The organism is Reichenbachiella ulvae, from assembly GCF_025833875.1.
Lineage (GTDB): Bacteria > Bacteroidota > Bacteroidia > Cytophagales > Cyclobacteriaceae > Reichenbachiella > Reichenbachiella ulvae.
Genome location: NZ_JAOYOD010000001.1, coordinates 1,979,131 through 2,004,168, shown reverse-complemented (window position 1 = coordinate 2,004,168; position 25,038 = coordinate 1,979,131). Strand labels below are relative to the sequence as shown.

Here is a 25,038-nt window from a genome sequence, read left to right as displayed (position 1 = left end):
ATGAAAGCAAAAAGTAGCTGGTTGGTCCTCTTAATTTTGGTGGGAGCGATGGCTTGTGAGCAGAAGAAGCAGACCCAGGAGGACTCAGATGTCAGGGAAGATAAAGGGCTAAAGACCTACTATCAGGATTATTTCCCGATGGGAGTCGCTGTGTCTCCTTATGCGATTAAAGGGGAACAAGCCGAGTTGATCAAAAAGAATTTCAATAGTATGACGCCAGAAAATGTCATGAAGTCTGGCCCTATACATCCAAAAGAAAATGAATACAACTGGAAGGATGCAGACGCCATTGCCGAGTTTGCTAAGGCCAACGGGATGAGACTGAGAGGTCATGCTTTAGTTTGGCACAACCAGGCTCCAGATTGGCTTTATGTAGACGAAAACGGTGAGGAAGTATCCAAAGAGGTGCTCCTGGCCAGGCTCAAGAGCCATATAACTGAGGTGGTGACAAGATACAAAGATGTAATCTACGCCTGGGATGTAGTAAATGAGGCCATATCTGACGATCCAGATGAGTTTTACAGAGATTCTAAGTTGTACCAGATCTGTGGTGAGGAGTTTATCGCCAGGGCCTTTGAATATGCCCGTGAGGCAGATCCAGATGTACAGTTGTTTTACAACGACTATGAAGTCATCAACCCAGTCAAAAGAGAGAAAATCTACAAAATGGTCCGTGGACTTCAAGACGCGGGAGTACCTATAGACGGTGTGGGGATTCAAGGGCATTGGTCAGTATTTGAGCCCTCAGAAGAGACACTCAGAGCAACGATCGATCGATTCACTGGTTTGGGACTTGAAGTGCAAGTAACTGAACTAGATGTTTCAATCTACAAAAAAGAACATACCAGAAGAGAAAAACTGCCTACTGATGATGACACCTTCACAGATGAACTGAAAAAGAAGCAAATCGAGCAGTATGATATGATTTTCAAGGTTTTCAGAGAAAACAAAGAGAAGCTTTCATCGGTTACTTTTTGGAATGTGTCGGATCAGTATAGCTGGCTGGATCATTTTCCAGTTCCGGATCGAAAAGATTATCCGCTTCTTTTTGGAGAAGACAATCAGCCCAAAGAGGTCTATTGGACGGTAGTAGATTTCTAAAAAGATAATGTTTAGTAAATACGTTGAAAAGGAGCCCCGGTCATTGATCGGGGTTTTCTTTTGTGTTATTACTACGTATTATTGGATTAATCTTCGAACTATCTCAAATCAACAGGCGTAGATTTTAAAAATCTGTTCATTTCTTGTTAATTAGCGGGTTGATAATATTGAACAAATTAACTAATCTAACTTAAGCTTTCCTTTATGGTTTATGTGTTGTTTTTGGTCGGCTTTTTTTTATTGATCAAGGGTGCTGACTTGTTAGTGGATGGAGCTTCCTCCATCGCAAAAAGAAATAATATTCCTGAACTTGTTATTGGTTTGACCATCGTTTCTTTCGGAACGAGCTTACCAGAATTGATCGTCAACCTCATGGCCAGTTTTGATGGCAGTTCTGAATTGGCGGTAGGTAACGTGTTTGGTAGCAACATCGCCAACGTGCTGCTGATTCTGGGTGTATCTGCCTTGATCAAGCCGCTACCTATTAAAAAGAGTATTTACTTCACCGAGATACCTATTTCATTGGTCGCCACTTTTATGGTGGGCTTTCTGGCCAACGCCAATTTGTTTGTAGATACCAAAGGCCTGTCCCTTAGTCAGGTAGACGGGATTATCCTACTGTTCTTTTTTGCCATGTTTATGGCCTATATCTATGTGATCTCAAACGAAAGAGATGGAATCCCAGACATGCAACCTGTAGAGACCTCTCAGGACCTGCTACCTAGACGAAAAGCAGTGATTTTTGTCCTGATTGGAGCCGTGGGGTTATTCTTAGGAGGTAAATGGGTAGTGGATGGAGCCATTCACCTGGCACATATGTTTGGATTGAGCGAAACCTTCATTGGCTTGACTGTAGTCGCCATCGGTACCTCTTTGCCAGAGTTGGTGACATCAGCAGTGGCCGTGACCAAAGGGCAAACCGATATGGCAGTAGGTAATGTGATCGGCTCCAATATCTTCAACCTTTTGTGGATTTTGGGTTTTAGTGCCCTTTTGAAGCCACTGCCTTTCGATGTGGCCAACAACAGTGATATCATGATGGTGATCCTCGCCAGTACCCTGTTGATCATGTCTGTGATCGTGGGTAAGAAGACGCGAATCGATCGATGGGAGGGTGCTATCTTCCTGGCGGTATATTTTGGTTACCTGACCTTCCTGGTCATGAGAGGATAAGAAATTGAAAAGCGAAGGCGAACCCTTCGCTTTTTTTGTGTGCTTTGTTGATGGGTCCAAGCGGACGCTTGAACTAGTGGGGATCTATTTAAGAATGAAATCGCCAACCGCTTAGCGCTGACCGCTAACCGCCATGCTCCATTAATCCTTCCCTAGGGAATGTGCCGATAGGCGGAAGGGGTAATAGGTAGGTACTAGATTTAAGACTCAAGAACCAAGATTCAATACTGAATGCTTTTTATTCTGTAGTAAAACCCACCCCTGCTCCGAGGAGGGGATTTGAATCAGCTACATTTATCTGGACGATATCAAAAGCGTGAAAGACTATGTGTTCAGCCTAAAATGGGGCTCTCATGGTTCACTGGATATGCCTCATGGTCGCCATGGAGGGGGGTGATACTACCATGGCGATATATTATTTGGCATGGAGGTAGTCGTGATTACCATGACAGAATATTGTTTGCCATGAGAGGCCGTGGTTGAGCCATGGGCATCTACTTAATCGCCATGAAGCCTCACTCAGGTGCCATGAGCATTCACTTAATCGCCATGGAGTATCAATAGGTCGGCATGAAGGTCTGCTCGACAGCCATGAGGAAGGGTTGGACAGCCATGGTCAGAGTATATGGAGAAGTTCCATACCCAGATCTGGGGATATTTGGTAGTGAAGGATAACTATCATTCAGCTGGGCTTGGAGGACTAGGGGGATGGGGGTAGATTCGGGGAGTTAAATTTAAAATGCCCATTTGGCTGCTTTGGACTTGTTTTGAGAAGGAGTGGCTAATATTTGGGTGTTATAGCCAATAATCCTCCATGGCAAACAGAACTCTAAGCCTCATATTTGTAGTACTTGTTTTTCTTACCGCATGTCAGACGAACTCTGGTAAACGACCTTTCGAACATAATTACGCGAAGTATTGGAACCGCTATTCGGACGAACAACTAACGAACGAACTCTTTGCTGACACCCTAAAAGTCGGTCCTGATTTCGACGGAGGATTTACCAACCGAGAATTCTACGTGAACACAACTTCTGAACTTCTCAACGACCTCAGAGATGACATTAACAAAATTGATAGTTTGTTCCCACAGAGAGCATTTGACGAACTAACAATTAGGCAATTGCCTCTTGGATTTAAACAGACATTCACAGATGAACAGGCGAATAGATTTCTTGAGATTCTCAATGATCCAACATCTTTCGACTGGTCTGAAACAACCTATGAACCAGAATTTCGAGTCAACTTTCTGAACAACAACAATATTGTGGCAACTCTAACTTTGGGAGATAATTTCGGAGTTGTAAAAACCGAACCGAACTGGCCAACATTCAAAAAAATGAAATTCGGTGCTCTCAAAACAGAGAAACGAGCTGAACTCAGACGACTTATGATCGAACTGGGTTATTGAAACTGGCTATAACAGACGCTTCCATGAATAACCCTTTGCAGATATAAATTTAGCTAATCTTGTTCATAATGTTTCTTTTGGCTGTTTTGGAATCGAATCTTTGATCCAATAGGTTGGCAGAAGTAAGTCAAGGATGGCCGTAGTTCTCCTGTGTGAGGCCTGATGTAGCTCCCACACCCGATCGGGTGCGTTTGCAACCTCGATCGGGGTGTTAGAGAGCACGAATAATTTATTTAACTTGTTGAAATGCTACCTTTTTATTGAAGCAGTTACTCAATATTATGTGAGGTTACTTTATTATTGAAAAATGCTTATTCTATAATAGCGAACTATTTTCTGTGGATGATGAACTTAAAGCCGAACAAACGCCAAATACGATCAATTTTACTAATCCTTCGAATCAGCTATGTGTTCTCAAATGTGGTAATAGAGTTGTAGATAATAACCCTGATTTGCCTCCTAATCATGACCACTAATTTGTCAAGACTGGCTTCCCAAAAGGATATGGCCAATTTAGAAATCATAAGAGACATCATCTTCGATTTACCTCCAGAAGAGTTCAACAAAATTCACTACCATCTCTACCCCTTAGTACTAATAGAACGGCTCATGGAGCAATAGTCATGATAAGAGTGTTCGTGTATAAAAAACAATTAATACAATGCAACTCATACTTGAACAAGAGGAAGGAAAGAACCTAAAAGAGGAGGAGCTTCACGATGCTGCGATTGGATCAATTGTCAACAGCATCGATTGGTCGAAGTTCACCTTTCTGACTCTGAAAAGAGACGAGGGAAACTGGATTGAGATCAGTGGAAATCTTGCAGAAGATGGTCTGGCTATATTGATCGAGAAAGAGGGTGTCCAGGAAATATCAGAGTTTCCGCCAGAGTCTGTGTCCGAAGTGGAGGAGGTGCTCGTTGATTATTATAACGGTCGAATGGATCGTATTTCCAGATATTTCGAACCGAAGTATAGACCTTTTCATTTGGATATGGCTGAATCCAGAATGATCATTGAGTATCCGAGCCTGACGCGACGTATCATCGTGAAATTAGCTTCTGTCGTTTTTGCCTTGTCCCTAGTCGCGTTTGTGTATTGGGCATTGAATCTTTGGTTTACTCATGACTTCAAATTTTTGGGTCATGACACGGCCATTACAGCTGCCACTGTAGTAGAGACCAAGTATCGCCCCTATATGAAGTCCATGGTGCAGATAGCTAAGTATGAGTTCGTAATTGATGACAAAACCTATGAAGGATATTTTAGAGCAGCCACATCTACTACACGCAAGCATAATGTGGGTGATCGTGTAAAGATCAAATATGCTATCGACGATCCTTCCATCTCCAGGCGGTTGGCTACCTATGTGAGTGACTGAATCTGGATAGATTGAAGGTCGAATCTAAACTTTGTCAAAGTTGAGATTTCAAGCAGCATGCAATGCCATATCCTATCATGCCCCTCGTCTAGGGTGGTCAGAAGTTTCATGGGGATAGTATTTGGCTCATAATAGGATAATCAGAAACGCTCCATTAATGTAATCCAACTAGCTACAACCAGAACATGAGACTCCTCGTCGTAGCTCAGTGCTATCGCCCTAATCTACTCTGTCGGAGTGACGCGGGTTAAAGCTGTTGTTCCTGACTCCCGACTTTCAACTTTTCACTTTTCACTTTTCACTTTTCACTTTCAACTTCAATATTTCCACCTCCCCAACCAACCGCCCATCAAAAACTCTTGTGTCTTCCATCGCAGGCTTATTAATTTGCTGCTGAATTAAACAAAAGAATTAGAATGAAATATTTGAAGGCATTATTGATCCTAACCCTACCTTTTCTGTCCCATGCCCAAGACCGCTGGCAACAGCGCGTGGAGTATTATATGGAGATCGATATGGATGTTGAGGCCAATCAATTTGCCGGAGATCAAACTTTGAAGTATTTCAACAACTCACCCGATACCCTGGATCGTGTTTTCTTCCATTTGTATTACAATGCCTTTCAGCCAGGCAGTATGATGGATGTACGTAGCAGGACACTGCCCGATCCCGACAGCAGGGTCAAAGACAGAATCTATCACCTCGGCGAGGATGAAATCGGCTATCATAAAATTCAATCCCTGAAGCAAGATGGGAAAAAGTTGAGCTACAGCATCGATGGTACGGTCATGATCGTGGACCTGAAGAAGCCGATACTGCCAGGCCAGAGCACCACTTTTAGCATGCAGTTCGAAAGTCAGGTGCCGGCTCAGATCCGCCGCACTGGCCGAGACAACAAGGAGGGCGTTCGCTTCTCTATGGCGCAGTGGTTTCCTAAGATCGCAGAGTACGATCGTTCGGGCTGGCATACGCACCCTTATATTGCCAGAGAGTTTTTTAGCCCATGGGGTGACTATGAAGTAAAGATCACGATCGATAGCGCATACGTAGTGGCAGCTACAGGCGTATTACAGAATCCACAGGAGATCGGGAAGGGCTACAGCGAGGCAACTCCATCTGGCGAAAAGCTCACTTACCATTACCTGGCAGAGAATGTACATGATTTCGTTTGGGCGGCAGATGAGGACTATGCTCACGATGTGGTGCAGATGCGCGAAGGGTTAGAATTCCACTATTTCTATCAGAAAGATACGCTGGTGGAGAACTGGAAAGACTTGCAGACTTATATGAAGAAGGCCTTGCCTTTTATTGAGGAGAATTTTGGCGAATACGCTTACCCGGTTTACTCCGTGATTCAAGGAGGTGACGGAGGGATGGAATATCCGATGGCTACTTTGATCACTGGACACAGAAAACTAAGAAGTCTGGTAGGGGTGACCATTCATGAGATGATGCACAGCTGGTACCAGATGATGCTGGCTACCAATGAGAGCTACTATGCCTGGATGGACGAAGGTTTCACGACCTATTCTTCCAACATAGTAGAGGACTACCTTTTCAATCCTCACTATCCAGCTACCAATCCACATGCCTCTAACATGAGGGGCTATCGCAAACTGGTCGATTCAGGTAAGGAGGAGCCTTTGACTACCCATTCGGACATGTTTAGTACCAACAGAGCTTATCTCACAGCTGCTTACTCCAAAGGTGCTATTACTGTCAGACAGCTGGAAGGAATCGTAGGAGTAGAAAACCTGAGAAAAGGATTGCTGGAGTATTACAAGCAGTGGAGGTTCAAACACCCAGATATGATTGATTTCATGAGGGTAATCGAGAAACAAAGCGAGATAGAACTGGACTGGTACTTCGATTTTTGGGTGAAGACGACCAAGAGCATCGACTATGGTATCACGCAGGTTTATGAATCCAAAGGCAAGACGAATATCCATCTACAGAGAGTGGGAGAGATGCCTATGCCAATAGATGTAAAGGTCACAAAGAAGGATGGGACTGAAACCACTTACAATATCCCATTGAGCCTGATGCGTGGAGCCAAACCATTGGCCGAGGAGGCAGAGCGATTGACCAACTGGCCGTGGGTGTATCCGTATTACACATTCGAGATCGAAGTGCCGTTAGACGACATTAAAACCATCGAGATCGATCCCGAACAATACAATGCAGACATGGATTTGAAAAATAATGTTTATCCATTTCATTCATCCAGCATTGAATTAAACGGTGTAATTCAAGAATAAAGACTAGATTTGGCTTTTACCAAATCATGAAGATAATTGAAGTTTAAAGAAGTAGGAATTCAAAGTCCGGTACTAGAAGGGATCGAGGCGATGGGCTTTGAAAATGCAACTCCGATTCAGGAGCAAGCGATCCCACTTATATTAGAAGGAAAAGACCTGATTGCCTGTGCCCAAACGGGAACGGGCAAGACGGCGGCTTTTTTACTCCCTACGATACAGCAGATTCAAGCGCAGGCCAATCATGGTTCTATCGACTGTTTGATCATCGTGCCTACTCGCGAGTTGGCTGTGCAGATCGATCAGCAGTTGCAGGGATTGGGCTATTTTGTCGATATCAGTTCTCTCGCTATCTATGGTGGAGGAGACGGTAGCTCGTGGGATACCCAAAAGAAAGCCCTCGTCAATGGTGCCAATATCATCATCGCCACTCCGGGTCGACTGATCGCTCACCTCAATCAAGAATATGTGGATCTGTCAAAAGTGACTCATTTCATATTGGATGAAGCAGATCGTATGTTGGACATGGGATTCTATGATGATATCAAGAAGATCATGGAGGGACTCCCCGCTAAGCGCCAGAACCTGATGTTTTCGGCGACCATGCCTCCAAAGATGAGGGTACTGGCCAAGGAGGTATTGAATGATCCCGCCGAATTGAATATAGCGATATCTAAGCCTAGTGAGGCGATTGTTCAGGCTGCCTTTATGACCTACGATAGTCAGAAGTTGGATTTGATCAAGCACCTGCTGAAAGCGAAGAAGCTAGACAGCGTTTTCGTTTTTCTATCGAAGAAGACTGAGGTAGACAAAGCGGCTGCCGCGATCAAGAAAATTGGGATCAATGCTGAGGCGATTCACTCCGGTCTGGAGCAATCCAAAAGGGAAGTAGTTCTCCAGGATTTCATCAACAAGAAGATCAATGTACTGGTAGCCACAGATGTGATGAGCCGCGGTATAGATATCAAGGGTATCGATATGGTGATCAACTACAATGTGCCTGGCGATGCGGAGGACTATGTACATAGGATCGGACGTACAGGTAGAGCTGAGGCTCGAGGTGTGGCCTTCACCTTCGTCAATGAAGAAGATATGTACAAGTTTGCTCAGATCGAGGAGCTGATTGGTGCGGAGATTCGCAAAGTTCCATTGCCTGAGTACATAGGTGAGGGACCGGAGTACAATCCTAAATCTGGTAGCAAATCGAGAGGAGGATCTGGAGGTAAACGTAAATTCTCAGGAAAGCGAAAGAGTAAAAGCTAAAATATTTAGTATAAACGTTGGTTTGCTAAAATTAATAGCCTAATTTTATTGTCATTATTAGCTGGTAATACTTTATGTATTTTTTAATTGACAATATTATTAGTAATGGAAGAGTATCATATCGGTGGAGACTATAAACTCAAGCTTTCGTCCAAGAGATTGAAATCAGGAAAATGCCAGGTCAAATTTCATGCTTCCCTTGAAAAGAAGAGAAACATGTATGGATATGTCCTGGCAGACTCTGGTGAGACACTGACGAACGTGGTTCAGAAGATCTACATGAGGCTGGATCAGATCAAGAACAAGACCAACATCCATCATATCAACTTATATTCCATTGGCAAAGCCTGTAATAATGACAATGGTATTATTATGTTTGATGCCTAATCTAGATCGAGTAATATGGAAGTAGCTAAGCTCAATGAGAACATCAAATATCTAAGGAAGAAATTTGGTTATACGCAGGAGACTTTCGCCCAGGCTATAGGCATCAAGCGATCTCTGGTAGGTGCCTATGAAGAGGGCAGGGCAGACCCTCGTCTGCATAATTTGCTGGGAATGTCGGAGCTTTTCAATGTGTCGGTAGATACGCTGATTAGTAAAGATGTGAGCGAGTTGTCAGAGGAAGAATTGTATATCAGCTCCAATGATCAGGCTAAGATACTTTCGATTACGGTAGATAGTCAGGACAGGGAAAATATTGAACTGATTCCTCAGAAGGCGTCAGCCGGCTATCTCAATGGATATGCGGATCCTGGATACATTGAGAATTTGCCTAAATTTCGTCTACCCATGCTGCCTGGCAATGCGACCTACAGGGCGTTTGAAATCTCTGGCGATTCGATGTTGCCACTACAGCCGGGCACGATCATTATCGGTCAGTATGTAGAGAATGTCAATGATATCAAAAATGGTAAGACCTATGTGCTCCTAAGTAAGGAAGAAGGGATCGTCTACAAAAGGGTGTTTAACTATGTAGATGAGAATGGGATGCTGTTTTTGGTGTCGGACAATAAGTCTTACTCGCCCTATCAGGTGGAGGCTAAGAGCATCATAGAGGTATGGGAGTCCAAAGCCTTCATTAGTATTGATTTTCCTGATCCTACAGGATCTCCTTCTGGAGATATGAATATCTCAGAGCTCACCGCCATAGTGGCTAATTTGCAAAATGAGATAGTGAAACTCAAGTCAGAAAAGTAGAAAAAATAAAACAGCCTGATCAATAGAGCAGGCTGTCCTTGTTTCTTGTGTTCTGTTTCTTTTAGAATCCAATTTCTAGCTGAGCGAAATAGAGCATTTCGTCATCTTTGGTTAATCTATCTCTATAGGCTGTACTTACTTGTAGTTTCAAGGAATGACCTGCGATATATTTCCCAAATCCAATTTCATACCTCTTTTCTGGATCATCCACACCTGCATCTGGTTGGTTGTCTGTGAATCTACCATCAATACTCAGGTTGTTTTTGAATAGATAACCGCCCTGGATGTTGTGCGCCTGGCCAGTATAAAAGTTACGTGCTTCACCTTCAGTTCCAAAACCAGATTTTTCACCTTTGGCTACAGTTTTGTGTGCATATTCATACATGACACTCCAGCCGTTATACTTGAGATATGCATCTACAAATACGGTAGAAAGTGTGCTACGAAGTTCTTCACCAGTCTCATCAAATATGAAATAGCCTAATTGACCTCTTTCTCTGCTGGTTCCTACGTTGTAGTCATAGGTAGCTGCTAGCGAAAGTTTAACACTTTCTTCGCGAGCCAGATCAGCACCGAAGTAGTCTCCTTTTGAACTGAACTTGCCAAAAGGTAGAACTTCTATTCTACCTGTATAGTCATAGCCATGGTTGTTGGGCAAGGTGACGTTTCGGCCTTCTCCAGACGAGATGGACCCGATCTCCCTCAGTACCACAGATCCGACTTTATGCTCATGGTGCAGCTGAAGCCCTTTATCACGATCGATGTTGTAGCGACTATTGAGTCTACTACGATCTACCAACTGTAGTGCACCGGATGAAATCACTCGCTCACGGTTACCTGGGAGTTTGGTCTGACCTACCCAAAGCTGCCATCCTGGAGCGAATCTCCATTTTAGCACCGCATCCAAAACAATACTGGCCGCTCCGTTGTGTTCGGCAAAGAAGTCACCCTGATCGCGATTAGATAGCGCGAGCTCTGTTTTGTATTGAATGTTGGGGTTGAATAGGAAACCTTTGAATTTGAGTCTAAATCGACGAATCGTAAAGGCATCTGAATATTCATCAGATTCCAAATTCTGGACTCCAACATACTGAGTTTGAAATCTGGTATTCCATTGGATACTAAAGGACGAATCCTTAGGGACAAATCGTATTCCTTTTCCGATTGCACTTCCCTCGAATGATTGGGCATGAGAATACCCAACCAGGCAAATCATTGCCATTCCTAATAATAAATAACGCATTTTCTGAATCTGAATTAAGTATTAGTTTACAATTTATTGATGTTTGTTTTATGATTTCTTAACATAAAAGTTTCTTTGGTTTTATGGGTAAATAGTTTGATTTCAAGCTGTTAGAGTCGGTTTAGAAAAATGAGAGAAAGAGGTAGAATGAAGAAAATGACCAGGATGTAGAAAAAGCCAATGACTTTGTATCTCATGGTCATCTTTCCAAATTTTTCGGCGTATAGCACAGGTATCCTCTTTACTCCGGGGATTAGCAGGAAGATGATTGTTCCCAATAGGTTGAATAGAAAATGTACCAAAGCGATATTCATGGCTGCTTCCGATTTGTTCAAAGCAGCGATGAGTGCGGTGATGGTAGTGCCAATATTGGCGCCTACTATATATGGGAAAATTTTCTCTAATTTGATTTTACCAGTAGCACCAAGTGGTACGATTACAGTAGTGGTAATCGAGCTAGACTGAATGACTCCAGTAAGTATGGCGCCTAGTCCAAATGCTTTGAAATTGTTTTTAAAGAATACCTCTTCAAATTTTTCTCTAATGGTGCCAATTAGTCTTTTGGAGATTGTTCTGGAGATAATCTTGATCGAAGAAAATAAGGCCACCATGGATATAATGATAACCAGTGTCTTTGAAGGAATAACCTCGATGAGGTACTGATTAAGCGTGCCAAATAATCCAAATCTTCCGTGCTTTATGGAGGAGGCTTGTGCAGACTCCATTCCAATCATGTGAGTGATGCTGATGGATAGGTCAGAAACAATATGATAGTAGTATTCTAAGGGAAATAGAATGATTACAGTCAGAATATTGAAGAAGTCGTGCATGACTCCTGTAGCTATGGCTTTTCTGAATTCTTTGTTGTTGGTAATGTAGCTAAGAGATACAATAGTACTAGTCAAAGTGGTACCAATATTAGCACCCATGATCATAGGGACGGCATTTTGTAACGAAAGACTACCGGAAGCTACGATGGCAACCACAAGCGAAGTGCTGGTCGAACTGCTCTGGATCACCGCAGTAATAAAGATGCCAATGAAGAGGCTGATGAATGGATTAGCTATGGCTTCTAGCAGGTTGGAGATGGTGTTGGAGCTTAATAGCTGAAAAGTGCCAGTCATCAAATCCAGTGACCATAGGAAGACTACTAAAGCCGCTAATAGGCTTAGTATGAACTTAATTATGCTTATTGATTCTTTTTCCTTTTTACCTTCCATATGGAGGCGCAAAAGTAAATCATATAGGAATGCGGTATGTTACCTAAATGTTAAGTATTGGATTCTTTTGGATACTGTAGTAGGGTATTTGTTAACATTAAGTTAAAATTGAGTGTGGGAATTATCTTTAGATTTGCACGCATTTTAATAATTCAGGAAAACAAAAAATAGACAAGTGGAATACGGATTATTCGAGGTTTTGAAATTGATTGGAGCGTTAGGTTTCTTCATCTATGGGATGAAGGTCATGAGCGAATCCATTCAAAAGGTAGCAGGGGACAAGTTAAGGTCTGTAATGAGTCTCATTACGTCAAATAGAGTGAGTGGGGTTTTTACCGGATTTCTGACTACAGCTATTATCCAATCATCATCAGCCACAACTGTGATGGTTGTAAGTTTTGTCAATGCAGGATTACTCAAGCTAAGACAAGCGATAAGTGTAATCATGGGGGCCAATATTGGTACTACGATTACTGCAGTTTTGATACTGTTCTTAGGCTTTTCTAAGTTCAGTATTTCGCATTATGCATTGCCAATCATTGCATTTGGTTTCCCATTATTGTTCGCCAAAAAGGCTGAATTGAAATATTGGGGTGAGTTCATGATTGGGTTTGCTTTATTATTCATGGGACTAAGTGAATTGAAACATGCAGTTCCAGATCTAAAGAGTAATCCGGAGATTTTGGCATGGATTTCTTCATTGAATGAAATGGGCTTCATGGCCATCATTATTGCCGTATTTATTGGTACTGCTTTAACCGTGGTGGTACAATCATCGAGTGCAGCAATGGCCATTACTTTGATCATGTGTGACAATGGATGGATTCCATTCGATATGGCAGCAGCTATCGTGTTAGGAGAAAACATCGGAACCACCATTACTGCAAATCTGGCCGCTCTGGTTGGTAATGTTCACGCCAAACGAGCCGCGAGGGCACACCTCTTGTTTAATGTATTGGGGGTAGTTTGGATGTTGCTGATATTCAATTTCTATATCAATGCAGTGGACGGAATCATGTCAGCGACAGGACATGGTTCGCCTTTGAACAACGTGGCAGATGTAAAATGGGGGTTGACTTATTTTCACATCAGTTTCAACGTGATTAATACACTTCTCATGATTTGGTTTATTCCATACATCGAGAAAATTGTGATTAAACTGGTACCAACTAAGGATGATGAGGATGATGAATTCCACTTGGAATACATTGGTACTAACTTGATGCGTACTGCTGAGATTTCACTTTTGGAGGCAAGAAAGGAGCTAGTGATCTATGGAAAGATCATCAAGAAGATGCACGGTTTCTCAAGAGAGCTGATTAAGTCTGATAGCTCTAAGAAGATAGACAAGCTGCTGAAAAAAATTGAGAAGTATGAGCAAAGAACAGATGATCTGGAAATTGAAATCAATGATTATTTGGTGAAGGTTGCCGAGGGACGTCTTTCCTCATCTGCATCTGAGGAGATCAGAGCTATCTTGAGCATTACAGGTGACTTGGAAAGAGTAGCTGATATCATTACCAGAATGTCCAAAGATGCCAGTAAGAAATCTAAATACAAGTTTGAGTTCTCTAAGGATCAAATGGATAACTTAGAAGGCTTGATTGATTTGGTAGAAAAGGCAATCAAAGTGATGTTGGAGAACTTGAATAAAGATTACTCTGACGTAACTTCCGTTTCTGCAGAGAAAGCGGAGGATGCCATTAACGCGATGACCAAGAAACTAAATAAAGCATACTACAAGCACATCGAGGAGAAGAACTATGATGTACGTACGGGTGTTGCTTATAGAGATTTGATCGTAGGTTGTGAGAAGATTGGTGATCACATCATCAACGTTTCTGAATCTTTGGCAGAGATAAATGCAGAGGATTAAATAGTCCTCATTTAGGATATGGAAAGCCCATTGAACTTAATGTTCAATGGGCTTTATATTTTATAACGGATCTGAAATTTGATTTCTGATTTGATATTACCGATGATTTGTTCATTTCCAGAACCGATCGATTCTGTTTCTATATCGTAGCGGTAGCGACCATATTTTGCCCATAGGGTGAGCTTTCTAAAGGGCTGATATCTTAACAGGATGTATGCGCGGGTGCCGGTTCCATAATATGCAGGGATTGAAAATGCATAGAGAAGGTCTTTTTCATAAACATACTGCCGATTTTCATAGTCTTCCGTTTCGAATATTGAGAATCGTCCGCTTATTCTGAATCTCGAGAAGCTTAAATTGATGTCCTGAATGATAGTCATGCCCTGGCTTTCCTCTCCTGCAATTGTAAACTGACTGTATTGTATTCGGGATTTTAGTCCGATATATGAGTTGAAGTTGTAATCCATATTGGCTGCAAAGGAGCGCTTGACACCTGCATTTATACTTTTAGTGGGAGTATCTGTAGAGGTATCTCGTTCTTTGGATTGTTGTCGATATTGCAGGTACAGATTGATTTTGCGATTGACTCGAAAATCTGATTTGATCAAGTATTCATAACCAGAACCGGGAGCCGAGGCTCGATACCTTAGCCAGGGAAATCTGAAGTAGTCGTAATAGGCTGAGAGCTGCCATTTTTTGGAGGGTTTGATTTGAATGCCCCAGTAGAAACCGTTTTCATTGATGCTTCTGGAGCCTTCTGCAAAGCTCTGTGCATATAGACCATGATAATCCTTTGCATAGTTGCGATAGATAAAACTAGAGGAGATGGAGGGACTAAGACTTGCCATAAAACCTGCTATCAGTGCTTTGCCACCAGATCTGGAATAGGCCGCCTCGCTAAATAGTAAGAAGTTTTGCCAGTTGTAATTCACAAATAGCCCCAGATTATAGTTTTGATTTCCACTGAATTCGAACTGGTTGTAGTTGCTGGGAGTTCTGTAGATAGGTCGTGAATATTGGTTGACCAAATAATTGAAACCCGCCTCTAGATTTTTGCTCTTTTTATCTCTGAAACTCAGGTTGAACCCATAGCTCTGTTCCTTGATTTGATTACGTTTTTCAATTTCGCCATAGCTCCGATGAAATCCAGTGGCTAAAATGCTCGACACATATTCTTCATAGGATTCGGTGTCTGATGAGTTTTGAATGTTGGCATCCAGCTGATTGTGAGAATAGAATGTGGTCAGGTTAATGGTCGGTAATATAGAATAGGTGATGGCGGCTCCTCGCATAAATCCCGATTCGATAACGGACGTGTATGGCCGAATACCGGTATTGCTGCGCCTTACTGTGGTGATGGTTTCTGCTCCTTTGCCGGGGTTGAATCCTGCTCCAAAAATGAGCCCCTGACCAAATTGAAGTTGGTAGTCTCCCAGTGCCAATTTTTTCAATCTGCCTTTATTTTCCCATAAGAAGTGAAAGGAATAGTAGTCGAATCCATATTGTTGGTTTTTGTTATTCCAGGCTAGAGTTTCTCCGGGGTCCTTTTCAAAGGTGAACCCCAGACTATAATCGCCAGTATGCCGACTCAAAAATCGTCCATATACTTTTAATGGAGAGCCTAAATAAGAGTTTGAATCATTGCTCTGATAGCCCTTTTTCTCCTCCAAAACGCTTTCGCTTCTTAGGAGAAGATAGGTGTTATCTTCCTTCATGATTCTTTTGACCAATCCATGTTGCGAATGACTCGATGAATTAGGGTTTACGATTACAAAAGGTAGGATGCTATGTATCGTTTCTTCATCAAATGACTCTAATACCTGAATTTCATAAATTGAAAGTAATGGTCCATGATTTTGGATATAGTTCATGAGTTGATTGATTTGAAGGGGGGTAAGTTGATACAACTGGTTGAGTTCGGATAGGGAGGTCTGATTAAGATCTATCGGGTTCAGGTAAAGTTGATAAAGAGACTCGTATAGATCTTCGTAGTTGATGTCCTGATCTGGTACCTGAAAAAGATCAATCACAAATTCTTGAATGTCAATTTCAGGTCGAGGGGGTTCTTGAGCGCTAGCAAATGGGATGTTGAAAACCATCCATAATATAAGCCAACCAATCCTTTTCATTCTTTTGGTTTGATTAGATATGCGAAAGAGATTTGGTGGATGTCTCCTAGATCTTTGTGAATACTATAGCTGTAGTCAATTTTGATTTTATGGGGTGAAAATCCTAGGCCAAAATTGCTAATGAACGGTTCGGTTCTAAAGCCTAAACGTAGGGACAGCATATTGATCAATTGATGCTCCAGGCCTAGTTTGAGTATCATTGGGTCATCCAGATTCTTTTCTACTTCAGCATTGATCATAAGGCTGGTTATAGGTCTATAGCTCAAGCCGGACTTCATGTAGGTAGGGACTAGTTCACCAGTGTCTTCTGTTATTTCCGCTTGATTGATGTTGGATATGTGTGCTCCAAACAACAGCTGAGGAGTGATCTCGGCTCTACCACCAAAGTCTATCATGAAGTTTTGGGAGCGACCTCCATTTTCGATATTCAATTGATAATAGCTCACGTTTAGCCCCAGACTCACAATTCCGAATCGATTACTGAACCCAAGGTTGACTCTTTGTTCGTTGAGTAGATCACCTCCAAATCTATAGGCTCCCAGTCCCAGGGTGCCGTTCCATAGTGGGAGAGTGGCTCCAGCAGCTATGCTGGAAAGTTCACTTATACCATAAAGGTTTTTGTATGTGCCAAAGACACTCAGGTGCTGATGGTCTGCTAAGGCTCCAATATTATTGAATAAGGCCCATTCGTCTGATAAGGTAAGACTACTGCCGGCCAAAGCAGCAGAACGGGCGCCCATGCTGTAGTTGCCATTTTGACCAAAGGCAGTAAATGATAGCATGAGGCTGATCAAGGTTGGTATCAGGCTGGTTTTGATCATATTCTAATGTAATGGATTTTGTAATCATATACAAGTGTCATCTTTTGGATTTGGATCTTTGGACCGTAACATATGTTACAGACTTGGGTGCAGATATTTCGTTAGTTAGTAGAAAATAAAAGAGCACACCCATGAAATATTATTATGACAGAAGTTTCGATTCCATCAGTTTTGATGAAGCTATAGAGAAGGTCACAGCTTCCTTAAAGGATCAAGGATTTGGTGTCTTGACTGAAATTGACATTCAGGCTACTTTAAAAAAGAAACTGAATGAAGACTTTAGGCCTTATCGCATTTTGGGGGCTTGCAATCCACCCTATGCATTAAAAGCACTCTCTGCGGAAGACATGATAGGTGCCATGCTGCCATGTAATGTGGTAGTGCAAGAGAAGGATGGAAAGGTGATCGTGGCAGCCATAGACCCTGTTGCTTCTATGCAGGCGGTGGATAATGAAGCCCTGGCACCAATCGCCACAGAAATCAGAGAAAAATTGAAAGTAGCGATTGACAATATTTGATATAGAGATTTGACATTGAAATGAAAGATTTTTGGGATGCCAGGTACAGAGAGGAGGAGTATGCGTTTGGGGTTGAACCCAATGTCTTTTTTAGAGAAATATTAGAAGACCATCGACCCGCAGGCAGCATATTGTTGCCTGCTGAGGGAGAAGGAAGAAATGCCGTCTATGCAGCAAAATTTGGTTTAGAAGTTTATGCTTTTGACCAAAGTATGGAAGGGAAGAAGAAAGCTATTCGCTTCGCAGAAAAGGAGAATGTGAAGATGGATTATCAGGTAGGGGAGTTCACAGAACTTCCCTTTTTTAATCAGCGTTTTGATGTAGCTGCTCTAATATATGCTCACTTCGAGCCTGGTCTGGTTTCGAGTTATCATAAAAGAATGGCCGAGCTACTCAAACCCAATGGTTTATTAGTTTTAGAAGGGTTTAGTACCAATCATCTCAGAAAGCAAAAAGAGAATCCAAATGTAGGTGGTCCTAAAAAGGAGAGTATGCTCTTTAGTCTGAAACAAATGAAAGCTGATTTCTCCATTTTGGAGCCTATACTGCTAGAAGAAAAAATGGTTCATTTGAATGAAGGACGGTTTCACCAGGGAGAAGGCATGGTTATTCGGTTTGTTGGGAGAAAGACTAGCAGAAAAGTGAAATAGTGATTTACTCTTCTAACACTTCATTGATCACTTTGAGCAACTCGTCGTTGGTGTAGGGTTTGGTAATGATGTTTTTGAATCCGTAATGCTTAAATTCAGACATTGCTTGATGGTTGGCATAGCCACTAGATGCAATTACTCTTGCATTAGGGTCGATTTTTAATATTTGATCGATGGTTTCTACTCCGCCCATTCCATCTGGCACGGTTAGATCCAAAATGGTAACGTCGAATGGAGTGCCGTTAGCAATGCTAGCCGCAAAAATTTCTATGGCAGTTTTCCCCTCTCCAGTTGCAAAAACTTCAAAACCATCTGCTTCAAGCATCCTGGTGATGACTTTTCTCAACATTTCTATATCATCCATGACCAATATTCTGGCTGGGCTTGAATTGTTTAATGTACTTCCATTTTGCTTTAGAGGTTTTTTTACTGTTTCTGGTTCACTATCTGTAGCTGGAAGCAGTATTTCAAAAACAGTCCCTTCTCCTTTGACAGAAGACACATTAATGAATCCTCGATGTTTAATAATAATTGAATAAGCGGTGGCCAGTCCTAAACCATTGCCAAATTCTTTGGTGCTAAAATAGGGGTCAAAAATTTGATCCAAATCGTGAGGTTCTATTCCTATTCCGTTATCAGCAATCACCACCTTTAGGTATTTCCCTTCTTCCAAATTAGGATGATCGTTTTTATCCATTTCAACATTTGATAAATTGACCTTAAGAATGCCCCCATGTTCCATGGCTTGATTGGCATTGATCACCAAATTGGAAATGACCTGTTGTATTTGTCCCTTGTCTACGATGGCTTGCCACAGATCGGGAGGGAAATCAAAAACAGGTTTTACATTGCTACCTGATAAATCGAATTTCACCACCTCAGCAATCATTTGTGTAAGATCAACTTCCTCCTTTATAGGTTCTCCACCTTTCGAAAATGTAAGAAGTTGCTTGGTGAGGCCGCTCGCGCGATTCATCGCATTGAGTGCATCCTCCAGGTATTCCCTTGAGGCACTTTCCTTCGGTAGCTCGTCTTTGATCATAGATATGTTGGCAAATACACCAAGAAGGATATTGTTGAAGTCATGGGCGATACCGCCAGCTAAGGTCCCTATACTGTTGAGCTTGTCCATTTTTCTCATAGCCTCTTCACCAAATTTTCTATCCGTAGTGTCTCTACTCAAAATAGAGGCTCCAATAATCTGTTCATGATCAAATATGGGTGAGTAGGTTGTCTCCCGATATGCCTTATTGCCATTAGTTGCATGTTTGCTTTTATTATCTTCCTCCTCTTCGAGGAAAAGATGTTGACCAGCTAAAACCTTGTCAAGAATGGATTTGGCCCTGACAGCTTGGTCGGGAGGCAGAAGATCCAATACGTTCACTCCTTTGTTGATCTTGGCATTGAATTTTTCAAAAAAGTATTTGGCAGTATTTTCGTTATATGCCTGGATTCGGTAGTTCTTATCTACTGAGAGAATGTTTTCCGCAGAATTGTCAAATAGGGATTTGAGATTGCGCTCAGATTCTATTAATTCCTGTTCAGCTCGTTTCTTTTCGGTGATGTCGTAGCGAACCGACATATATTGGTAAATGTCTCCATTCGCGTCAAATACAGCATTGACGGTGGTGTCGACCCAGTAGTAAGATCCATCTTTTGCGGTGTTTCTCACATCATTTCTCCATGATTTGCCTTGTCTGAGTGATTGCCACATTTCCTTCCAAAAACTTCGGTCATGATAACCAGAATTTAATATGCGATGATCTTGTCCTATGAGCTCTTCTTTATTGTATTTTGATAATTCTACAAACTTGTCATTGGCGTATATGATTTGACCTTTCAGATCCGTAATGCTCACCAGAGCCGAGTTGTTTAAGGCGTCTCTGAAGTTGTCTCTGTCCTGCAGGGCAATGCTGAGCATTTCGTCATTGAGCTTGCGCTGGGTGATGTCCGTTCCCACCAGAATGGTCCCTGTAACGGAGTTGTTTTCTATGATTTTGCTATTGGCCCAGGAAATGAATAGTTCCTTTCCTGATTTAGTGACAAATGCACATTCTTCATGATCAGGAATTGATTTTTTGTTGATCCATTTGTCTTTGGATATTGGATCATTGGGCATAAAAATATCAAACCAGTTTTGCCCAATCAGTTCCACGTTTGCATAACCTGATATCTTCAAGCCGGATTGATTGATCATTTTAATCTTGAACTCTTCATCTAATACTACTACAAGACCCGATGTGATGTTCAAGAGGTTCTCTGCATATTCTTTGGATCGAATCAGTTCTTCCTCGTATAGGAGTCTTTGTAATTCATTGGATACAGTGATTCCTACTAATTCGAGTATGGATTGCACGAATTTTATATCCTCAAATGGTGATTCTGAAAGTATATTGAGAATCCCAATGTGATTAAGTTCCTTGTCAAATATTGGAGTGCCAGCATAGGCTTCCACACTCATTTTCTGTAGCAATAGGTCTTTGGGATAGGTTTGACATACCCCCTTAGGGACTAAACACGTGTCTCGGCCAACTACATTATCACATGGAGTGTTTTTTAAATCATAGGTTATTTTATCTTGAATTTTAAGATGAGAACACCACGAAATGGTTTCAATCTTATTGTTCGTGGTTTTCTTACCTAAAATACAATGGCTAGCTCCTAGCATTTTTGATACTGATAAAACTATTTTATCAAAATAGGCCTGACCGCTGAGGTCAGCTGTGTCCAGTATTATTCTTTTATATGCTGCTTCGTATGACGGCATTTTTGATGATAAGTTTAAATATTGCTGGCGGAAATGAAACAGGAGTTGGAGAAAATATGAATGTGTTTTGATTCTATTTCCTGTAATAAATATACTTGATTCGAAAGTAGGAAATGCTATCTGAGGCCTCAATTTAGGTGATTTAGCCTATGAGAAATTTTGTTAAAGGTTGATTTTAATGAGAATAATCAATGAGTTGTACGCTTCTGAGCATACAAGTTATCAACTGTAAAAAAAGAATATAGATAAGAGGTCGAAGTAGGGGAGGTCCGAAATAAAAACGGGCATTTGAATTCGATCCAAATGCCCGTTTTTTTTCAAACATACTGTTTAATGCTTGCCAGTACTTAGTGCTTTATTGATGGCCTCATTGATATTGAGTGAGGCAGCTGCCTGTCTTGGAGGGAATTCTTTGAAGGTAGCCAGGTGTTCGGATAGAATGCCAATGGCTGGCTGAAAGACCCAGGATTTCTCCATGATCTGATGGAAGCCAATGATGTCATCATATTGCTCGAACGGATCCTTTCTCAAATTGAACAGTTGAGGCATGGTGTGGAACACCATATCATCAAAATATCTCTCCTTGGTAGCAAAGTGCATTTTCCATGGACCGACTCTTAAAGCAGTGAGGCTGGACTCATAGTAGTAAAAGAAATGATTGCGAGCTGAAACATCAGTCTTTCCTGTCCAGTAGTCTAGATTGTTGTATCCATCCAGATGAACTTTATAGGTCATTTTTCCAATTTTTTTACCTTTCAAAAGGTCTTCTGTAATGTTTTCATCTCCAACAGCGGCCATTAGTGTAGGAAGAATGTCTTCGTGAGCTGAGATTCCATTTCTGATCAAACCAGCTGGGATTTTGCCAGGCCATCTCACTAAGAAAGGTGAGCGCAGGCCACCTTCATAGGTGGTCATTTTTTCACCTCTAAACATGGTGGTGCCTGCATGTGGCCAGGTGCTTTGTTCTGGACCATTGTCAGTAGTGTAAACTACGATGGTGTTATCATCAATTCCTAACTCTTCCATGTAGTCCAGAATCTCACCTACGTGTCCATCATGCTCTATCAAGCCATGTCCAAAAAGGTCACCATCAGTACTGATTTTAGTCGCTAGGTTCTTAGACTCCTCTTTTAGGTGAGTGTAGACGTGCATGCGGCTTGTAGCATGCCAGATAAAAAAGGGTTTGTCTGCATCATTGGCTCTTTTCATGAAATCTTTCGTTCTACGCACCAATTCGTCATCAAAAGTTTTCATTTTCTCTCTAGTCAGTGGACCAGTGTCTTTCACTCGTTGCCCTCCTTTGCCATCTGCAAAAGATTCAATGATTCCTCTAGGGCCATATTTTTTGATGAATTCTTCATTTTTTGGATAGTCGGCCTGCTCTGGCTCTTCTGATACATTGAGGTGGTAGAGGTTGCCGTAGAATTCGTCAAAGCCATGAACCGTAGGGAGGTGTTCGTCTAGATCTCCCAAATGATTTTTACCATATTGGGCAGTCATGTAACCATGTGGTTTTAGTAATTCAGCGAGCGTTGGGTCTTCCTTTTTAAGTCCCAGAGGATTGCCAGGTTGGCCTACAGTGGTAAGACCCGTTCTTACTGGCTTTTGACCAGTTATAAATGCGGCTCGTCCTGCCGTACAACTAGGTTGTGAATAATGGTCTGTAAATAGCACTCCTTCTTTGGCGATTCGGTCCACGTTGGGAGTGGGGTATTGCATGCCCAAACTGTAGCAGCTAAGTGAGTTAGGGGCTACATCATCTACAAAAATTACGAGAATATTTGGTTTGTCCTGTGCATGGATGATCAATGACATCAAGGCCAAAAGACAGGATAAGGATAATTTTTTCATGGTGTTTTTTTTGTTATTTAAATTCAAAAAAAAACTCCTAATCAACTCATAGATCGAATTGTTGACTTGATAGGTTTCACAAGTTGGTTAAGAGAATGTTTAAAGATAAATATATTGACTATTAATAAAGGGATGTTCTTTTGTTTATTTGATCACCTTGTTTGGGTAAACAAAAAAATGATCTCTTTATAACATTTACGTAACACGATAGATCGGTTTGTGATCGGGATGGCTGGTGTCATGTCTGAGTTCTTTTTGAACGTTGAGTGAAAGGTAAATAAACATGGTTAGGCTTTTGACTAAGCCTCTGAGGGTGGGTTTGAGGTGTTTGATTCATACATGCTCGAGTTGGGTCTTTAAAACGGGTTTTTGGGAATTGCCGTTTCACAGGAGTAGAAGATGTTAATTAATCATATGACAAGACAGGAGTGTTATACATAAAAAAAGGGCCTGACTCATTGAGTCAGGCCCTTTAGAATTACCTTAAATTAATGTCTTATTTCAATTCAACGATTTTCTTCACGCTGTAAACATCGTTTGAAACTTCGTAGGCATATTTACCAGCTGGGTAAGCTGAAAGATCAAAAGCTTTTGCATAGGTAGTGCTATCTACATCTTTGTCTGAATAAATCAAAGTGCCTTCAGTATCATAGATTTTTACTATTACTTCTTCGCCTACTAATTTGTCGAATCTCACGACTACTTTAGAATCTGCCGCAGATCTGATTTGAACGTTTAGTTCTGAGCTTACTACTTTTTCTACTTTGTCTGCTGCAAACGCAGAAGTCGAAATGGCTACTAAAAGGGATAGGGCGATTGTTTTTAACGTCGTTTTCATGATGTGTAATTTTATCGTTTTTTGAAATTGATTACGATGCAAACATAGATCACACCTCCCTACTGTTAAAGTGAAAATCGGTGAGCTTAAAGATTTGTTAGGTGAATTAAAGAATTATTTAGGTGTTAAAAATCTCTGTTATATTCATTCGTGTACGTGCACGGGTGAGAGTGTTGGATTTAGCGCTGAAAAATGGAGTTAGTTGACACCTGATTTTTTGGATCATTCTTTCTTTCAAAAAGTATAAGAAACTTCCGTCTGGGTATGAGTCTGTAAAACTGGATTCGGAGTGTGAATGACTGGGTAATTTCTACTGAAGTGTATATGTTTGATGTCAATGATCATTCCTCTCATGAATTGAACTGCTGGATGCTTCCTGCTATAGAATAAAGGTGGATATTTATGGATGAGGTATTGAAGAATTAGGATAAGGTAATTATGAAATTAAGAATTGAGTTGTTGGTAGTATTGGTATTATGTACTCAAATTTCTTTAGCTCAGGAGGTTATTCCCCTTTGGAAAGATGGGGAGATGCCCAATAGCAAAGGGATGGAGCTAAAGGATAGCATAGTGAATGAACGATATCTTCAGAGTGGGAAGCCTGTACTTCGAGCTTTTTTTTCATCCAAACAGGAAAATACTGGTGCTGCTGTATTGATTATTCCTGGTGGAGGTTATCATCATGTTACTTACCAAATCAGTGGTGATCAAATCGCTAAGTGGTTCAATACCATGGGAGTCAATGCATTTGTTTTGATTTATAGACTCCCACTTTCTCCAGATCTTGAGCAGAGAGAATTGGGGCCTATACAAGATGCTGAACAAGCCATGCGCATGATCCGAGACCGTTCTGTAGAATGGTCGATAGATCAGGATCGTATAGGGGTCTGGGGCTGCTCAGCTGGAGGGCACCTGTCTGCAGTTTTGTCTAATAGTCAAAATTTAGATGCTAGACCTGATTTTAGCATACTAGTGTCACCCGTGATTGATCTTGGTATCTATGCCCATGAGGGCAGTCGTGATAACCTTTTGGGAGTCGGCGCGAGTACCAAGAAAATAGAGGCTTATTCCGTGCAAAATATGGTTAGTTCAGAAACACCTCCTACTATTCTTTTTCATGCAGATGATGACCGGTCGGTTTCCCCAATGAATAGTATCCTCTACTATGAAGCCCTCAAATCTAATAAGACAGCTGCCTCGCTTCACATTTTTAAATCGGGTGGACATAACATTGCCTTGCGAAATAATCCAGGAGCCACACAGTTGTGGACCGAAATATGTGAGGAGTGGTTGATGGAGTCAGGGTATCTAAAGGAGGATTAGATGCTACCCATGTTGTAA

20 protein-coding genes are annotated in these 25,038 nt (G+C 41.5%); 13 read left to right on the top strand and 7 right to left on the bottom strand.

Annotated elements, in window-relative coordinates; all coding sequences use genetic code 11:
- The 9 genes from N7U62_RS08000 to N7U62_RS07960 all read left to right on the top strand — a co-directional run bounded on the left by N7U62_RS08000 (position 1) and on the right by N7U62_RS07960 (position 9,784).
- The gene (locus tag N7U62_RS08000) at positions 1-1,101 is read left to right on the top strand and encodes an endo-1,4-beta-xylanase (RefSeq protein ID WP_264137411.1); all 1,101 of its coding nucleotides are present in this window, start codon (positions 1-3) and stop codon (positions 1,099-1,101) included.
- A gap of 204 nt (positions 1,102-1,305) precedes the next feature.
- Positions 1,306-2,274 carry a calcium/sodium antiporter gene (locus N7U62_RS07995; RefSeq protein ID WP_264137410.1) on the top strand — a complete coding sequence of 323 codons (969 nt, stop codon included), beginning with the start codon at positions 1,306-1,308 and terminating at the stop codon, positions 2,272-2,274.
- An 814-nt stretch (positions 2,275-3,088) separates the two neighbouring features.
- Positions 3,089-3,685, top strand: a complete 597-nt coding sequence (locus tag N7U62_RS07990) for a hypothetical protein (protein WP_264137409.1) — start codon at positions 3,089-3,091, stop codon at positions 3,683-3,685.
- A 465-nt stretch (positions 3,686-4,150) separates the two neighbouring features.
- A complete protein-coding gene (locus tag N7U62_RS07985; RefSeq protein ID WP_264137408.1) occupies positions 4,151-4,306 on the top strand; it encodes a hypothetical protein in 156 nt (51 codons plus the stop codon).
- A gap of 40 nt (positions 4,307-4,346) precedes the next feature.
- Positions 4,347-5,066: a hypothetical protein gene (locus tag N7U62_RS07980; RefSeq protein WP_264137407.1), complete on the top strand. Its 720-nt coding sequence runs from the start codon at positions 4,347-4,349 to the stop codon at positions 5,064-5,066.
- Positions 5,067-5,482: 416 nt separating this feature from the next.
- On the top strand, positions 5,483-7,324 hold the full coding sequence (locus N7U62_RS07975; RefSeq protein ID WP_264137406.1) for a M1 family metallopeptidase: 1,842 nt from the start codon (positions 5,483-5,485) through the stop codon (positions 7,322-7,324).
- Between the two features lie 36 nt (positions 7,325-7,360).
- Positions 7,361-8,584, top strand: coding sequence for a DEAD/DEAH box helicase (locus N7U62_RS07970; RefSeq protein WP_264137405.1), 1,224 nt, complete (start codon positions 7,361-7,363; stop codon positions 8,582-8,584).
- A gap of 105 nt (positions 8,585-8,689) precedes the next feature.
- Complete coding sequence (locus N7U62_RS07965) at positions 8,690-8,971, top strand: hypothetical protein (RefSeq protein WP_264137404.1); 282 nt, start codon at positions 8,690-8,692, stop codon at positions 8,969-8,971.
- Between the two features lie 15 nt (positions 8,972-8,986).
- Positions 8,987-9,784, top strand: a complete 798-nt coding sequence (locus N7U62_RS07960; protein WP_264137403.1) for an XRE family transcriptional regulator — start codon at positions 8,987-8,989, stop codon at positions 9,782-9,784.
- A gap of 61 nt (positions 9,785-9,845) precedes the next feature.
- On the opposite strand, the gene N7U62_RS07955 is transcribed toward N7U62_RS07960, so the two are convergent.
- Together N7U62_RS07955 and N7U62_RS07950 are read right to left on the bottom strand one after the other, a co-directional pair.
- A complete protein-coding gene (locus N7U62_RS07955) occupies positions 9,846-11,027 on the bottom strand; it encodes a porin (protein ID WP_264137402.1) in 1,182 nt (393 codons plus the stop codon).
- A 110-nt stretch (positions 11,028-11,137) separates the two neighbouring features.
- Positions 11,138-12,247, bottom strand: coding sequence for a Na/Pi symporter (locus N7U62_RS07950; protein WP_264137401.1), 1,110 nt, complete (start codon positions 12,245-12,247; stop codon positions 11,138-11,140).
- A 175-nt stretch (positions 12,248-12,422) separates the two neighbouring features.
- On the opposite strand from N7U62_RS07950, the gene N7U62_RS07945 reads away from it, so the two are divergent.
- On the top strand, positions 12,423-14,123 hold the full coding sequence (locus tag N7U62_RS07945; RefSeq protein WP_264137400.1) for a Na/Pi cotransporter family protein: 1,701 nt from the start codon (positions 12,423-12,425) through the stop codon (positions 14,121-14,123).
- A gap of 53 nt (positions 14,124-14,176) precedes the next feature.
- Here the strand turns inward: N7U62_RS07945 and N7U62_RS07940 are convergent, their stop codons facing one another.
- Positions 14,177-16,252 carry a helix-hairpin-helix domain-containing protein gene (locus N7U62_RS07940; RefSeq protein ID WP_264137399.1) on the bottom strand — a complete coding sequence of 692 codons (2,076 nt, stop codon included), beginning with the start codon at positions 16,250-16,252 and terminating at the stop codon, positions 14,177-14,179.
- Positions 16,249-17,073 (bottom strand): PorV/PorQ family protein, encoded by an 825-nt coding sequence (locus N7U62_RS07935; protein WP_264137398.1) that lies wholly within the window; start codon positions 17,071-17,073, stop codon positions 16,249-16,251. Before N7U62_RS07935 ends, N7U62_RS07940 begins: the two co-directional genes overlap by 4 nt.
- Positions 17,074-17,204: 131 nt before the next feature.
- Here N7U62_RS07935 and N7U62_RS07930 point away from each other — a divergent pair, with 131 nt between their 5' ends.
- Positions 17,205-17,591 (top strand): DUF302 domain-containing protein, encoded by a 387-nt coding sequence (locus N7U62_RS07930; protein ID WP_264137397.1) that lies wholly within the window; start codon positions 17,205-17,207, stop codon positions 17,589-17,591.
- A gap of 20 nt (positions 17,592-17,611) precedes the next feature.
- Positions 17,612-18,241: a class I SAM-dependent methyltransferase gene (locus tag N7U62_RS07925; RefSeq protein WP_264137396.1), complete on the top strand. Its 630-nt coding sequence runs from the start codon at positions 17,612-17,614 to the stop codon at positions 18,239-18,241.
- Between the two features lie 4 nt (positions 18,242-18,245).
- On the opposite strand, the gene N7U62_RS07920 is transcribed toward N7U62_RS07925, so the two are convergent.
- The 3 genes from N7U62_RS07920 to N7U62_RS07910 all read right to left on the bottom strand — a co-directional run bounded on the left by N7U62_RS07920 (position 18,246) and on the right by N7U62_RS07910 (position 23,697).
- Positions 18,246-21,008, bottom strand: coding sequence for a hybrid sensor histidine kinase/response regulator (locus N7U62_RS07920; protein WP_264137395.1), 2,763 nt, complete (start codon positions 21,006-21,008; stop codon positions 18,246-18,248).
- A gap of 330 nt (positions 21,009-21,338) precedes the next feature.
- A complete protein-coding gene (locus tag N7U62_RS07915; RefSeq protein ID WP_264137394.1) occupies positions 21,339-22,859 on the bottom strand; it encodes an arylsulfatase in 1,521 nt (506 codons plus the stop codon).
- 496 nt (positions 22,860-23,355) lie between these two features.
- Positions 23,356-23,697 (bottom strand): T9SS type A sorting domain-containing protein, encoded by a 342-nt coding sequence (locus N7U62_RS07910; RefSeq protein WP_264137393.1) that lies wholly within the window; start codon positions 23,695-23,697, stop codon positions 23,356-23,358.
- Between the two features lie 438 nt (positions 23,698-24,135).
- Here N7U62_RS07910 and N7U62_RS07905 point away from each other — a divergent pair, with 438 nt between their 5' ends.
- Positions 24,136-25,020, top strand: coding sequence for an alpha/beta hydrolase (locus N7U62_RS07905; RefSeq protein WP_264137392.1), 885 nt, complete (start codon positions 24,136-24,138; stop codon positions 25,018-25,020).
- The last annotated feature ends 18 nt before the right edge of the window (positions 25,021-25,038 follow it).

Coding starts and splice junctions, on each gene's coding strand:
- N7U62_RS07925 (WP_264137396.1), top strand. CDS start 17,612: ATGAAAGATTTTTGGGATGCCAGGTACAGAGAGGAGGAGTATGCGTTT.
- N7U62_RS07990 (WP_264137409.1), top strand. CDS start 3,089: ATGGCAAACAGAACTCTAAGCCTCATATTTGTAGTACTTGTTTTTCTT.
- N7U62_RS07940 (WP_264137399.1), bottom strand. CDS start 16,252: ATGAAAAGGATTGGTTGGCTTATATTATGGATGGTTTTCAACATCCCA.
- N7U62_RS07955 (WP_264137402.1), bottom strand. CDS start 11,027: ATGCGTTATTTATTATTAGGAATGGCAATGATTTGCCTGGTTGGGTAT.
- N7U62_RS07920 (WP_264137395.1), bottom strand. CDS start 21,008: ATGCCGTCATACGAAGCAGCATATAAAAGAATAATACTGGACACAGCT.
- N7U62_RS07930 (WP_264137397.1), top strand. CDS start 17,205: ATGAAATATTATTATGACAGAAGTTTCGATTCCATCAGTTTTGATGAA.
- N7U62_RS07905 (WP_264137392.1), top strand. CDS start 24,136: ATGAAATTAAGAATTGAGTTGTTGGTAGTATTGGTATTATGTACTCAA.
- N7U62_RS07980 (WP_264137407.1), top strand. CDS start 4,347: ATGCAACTCATACTTGAACAAGAGGAAGGAAAGAACCTAAAAGAGGAG.
- N7U62_RS07975 (WP_264137406.1), top strand. CDS start 5,483: ATGAAATATTTGAAGGCATTATTGATCCTAACCCTACCTTTTCTGTCC.
- N7U62_RS07965 (WP_264137404.1), top strand. CDS start 8,690: ATGGAAGAGTATCATATCGGTGGAGACTATAAACTCAAGCTTTCGTCC.
- N7U62_RS07985 (WP_264137408.1), top strand. CDS start 4,151: ATGACCACTAATTTGTCAAGACTGGCTTCCCAAAAGGATATGGCCAAT.
- N7U62_RS07960 (WP_264137403.1), top strand. CDS start 8,987: ATGGAAGTAGCTAAGCTCAATGAGAACATCAAATATCTAAGGAAGAAA.
- N7U62_RS07910 (WP_264137393.1), bottom strand. CDS start 23,697: ATGAAAACGACGTTAAAAACAATCGCCCTATCCCTTTTAGTAGCCATT.
- N7U62_RS07950 (WP_264137401.1), bottom strand. CDS start 12,247: ATGGAAGGTAAAAAGGAAAAAGAATCAATAAGCATAATTAAGTTCATA.
- N7U62_RS07995 (WP_264137410.1), top strand. CDS start 1,306: ATGGTTTATGTGTTGTTTTTGGTCGGCTTTTTTTTATTGATCAAGGGT.
- N7U62_RS07935 (WP_264137398.1), bottom strand. CDS start 17,073: ATGATCAAAACCAGCCTGATACCAACCTTGATCAGCCTCATGCTATCA.
- N7U62_RS07915 (WP_264137394.1), bottom strand. CDS start 22,859: ATGAAAAAATTATCCTTATCCTGTCTTTTGGCCTTGATGTCATTGATC.
- N7U62_RS08000 (WP_264137411.1), top strand. CDS start 1: ATGAAAGCAAAAAGTAGCTGGTTGGTCCTCTTAATTTTGGTGGGAGCG.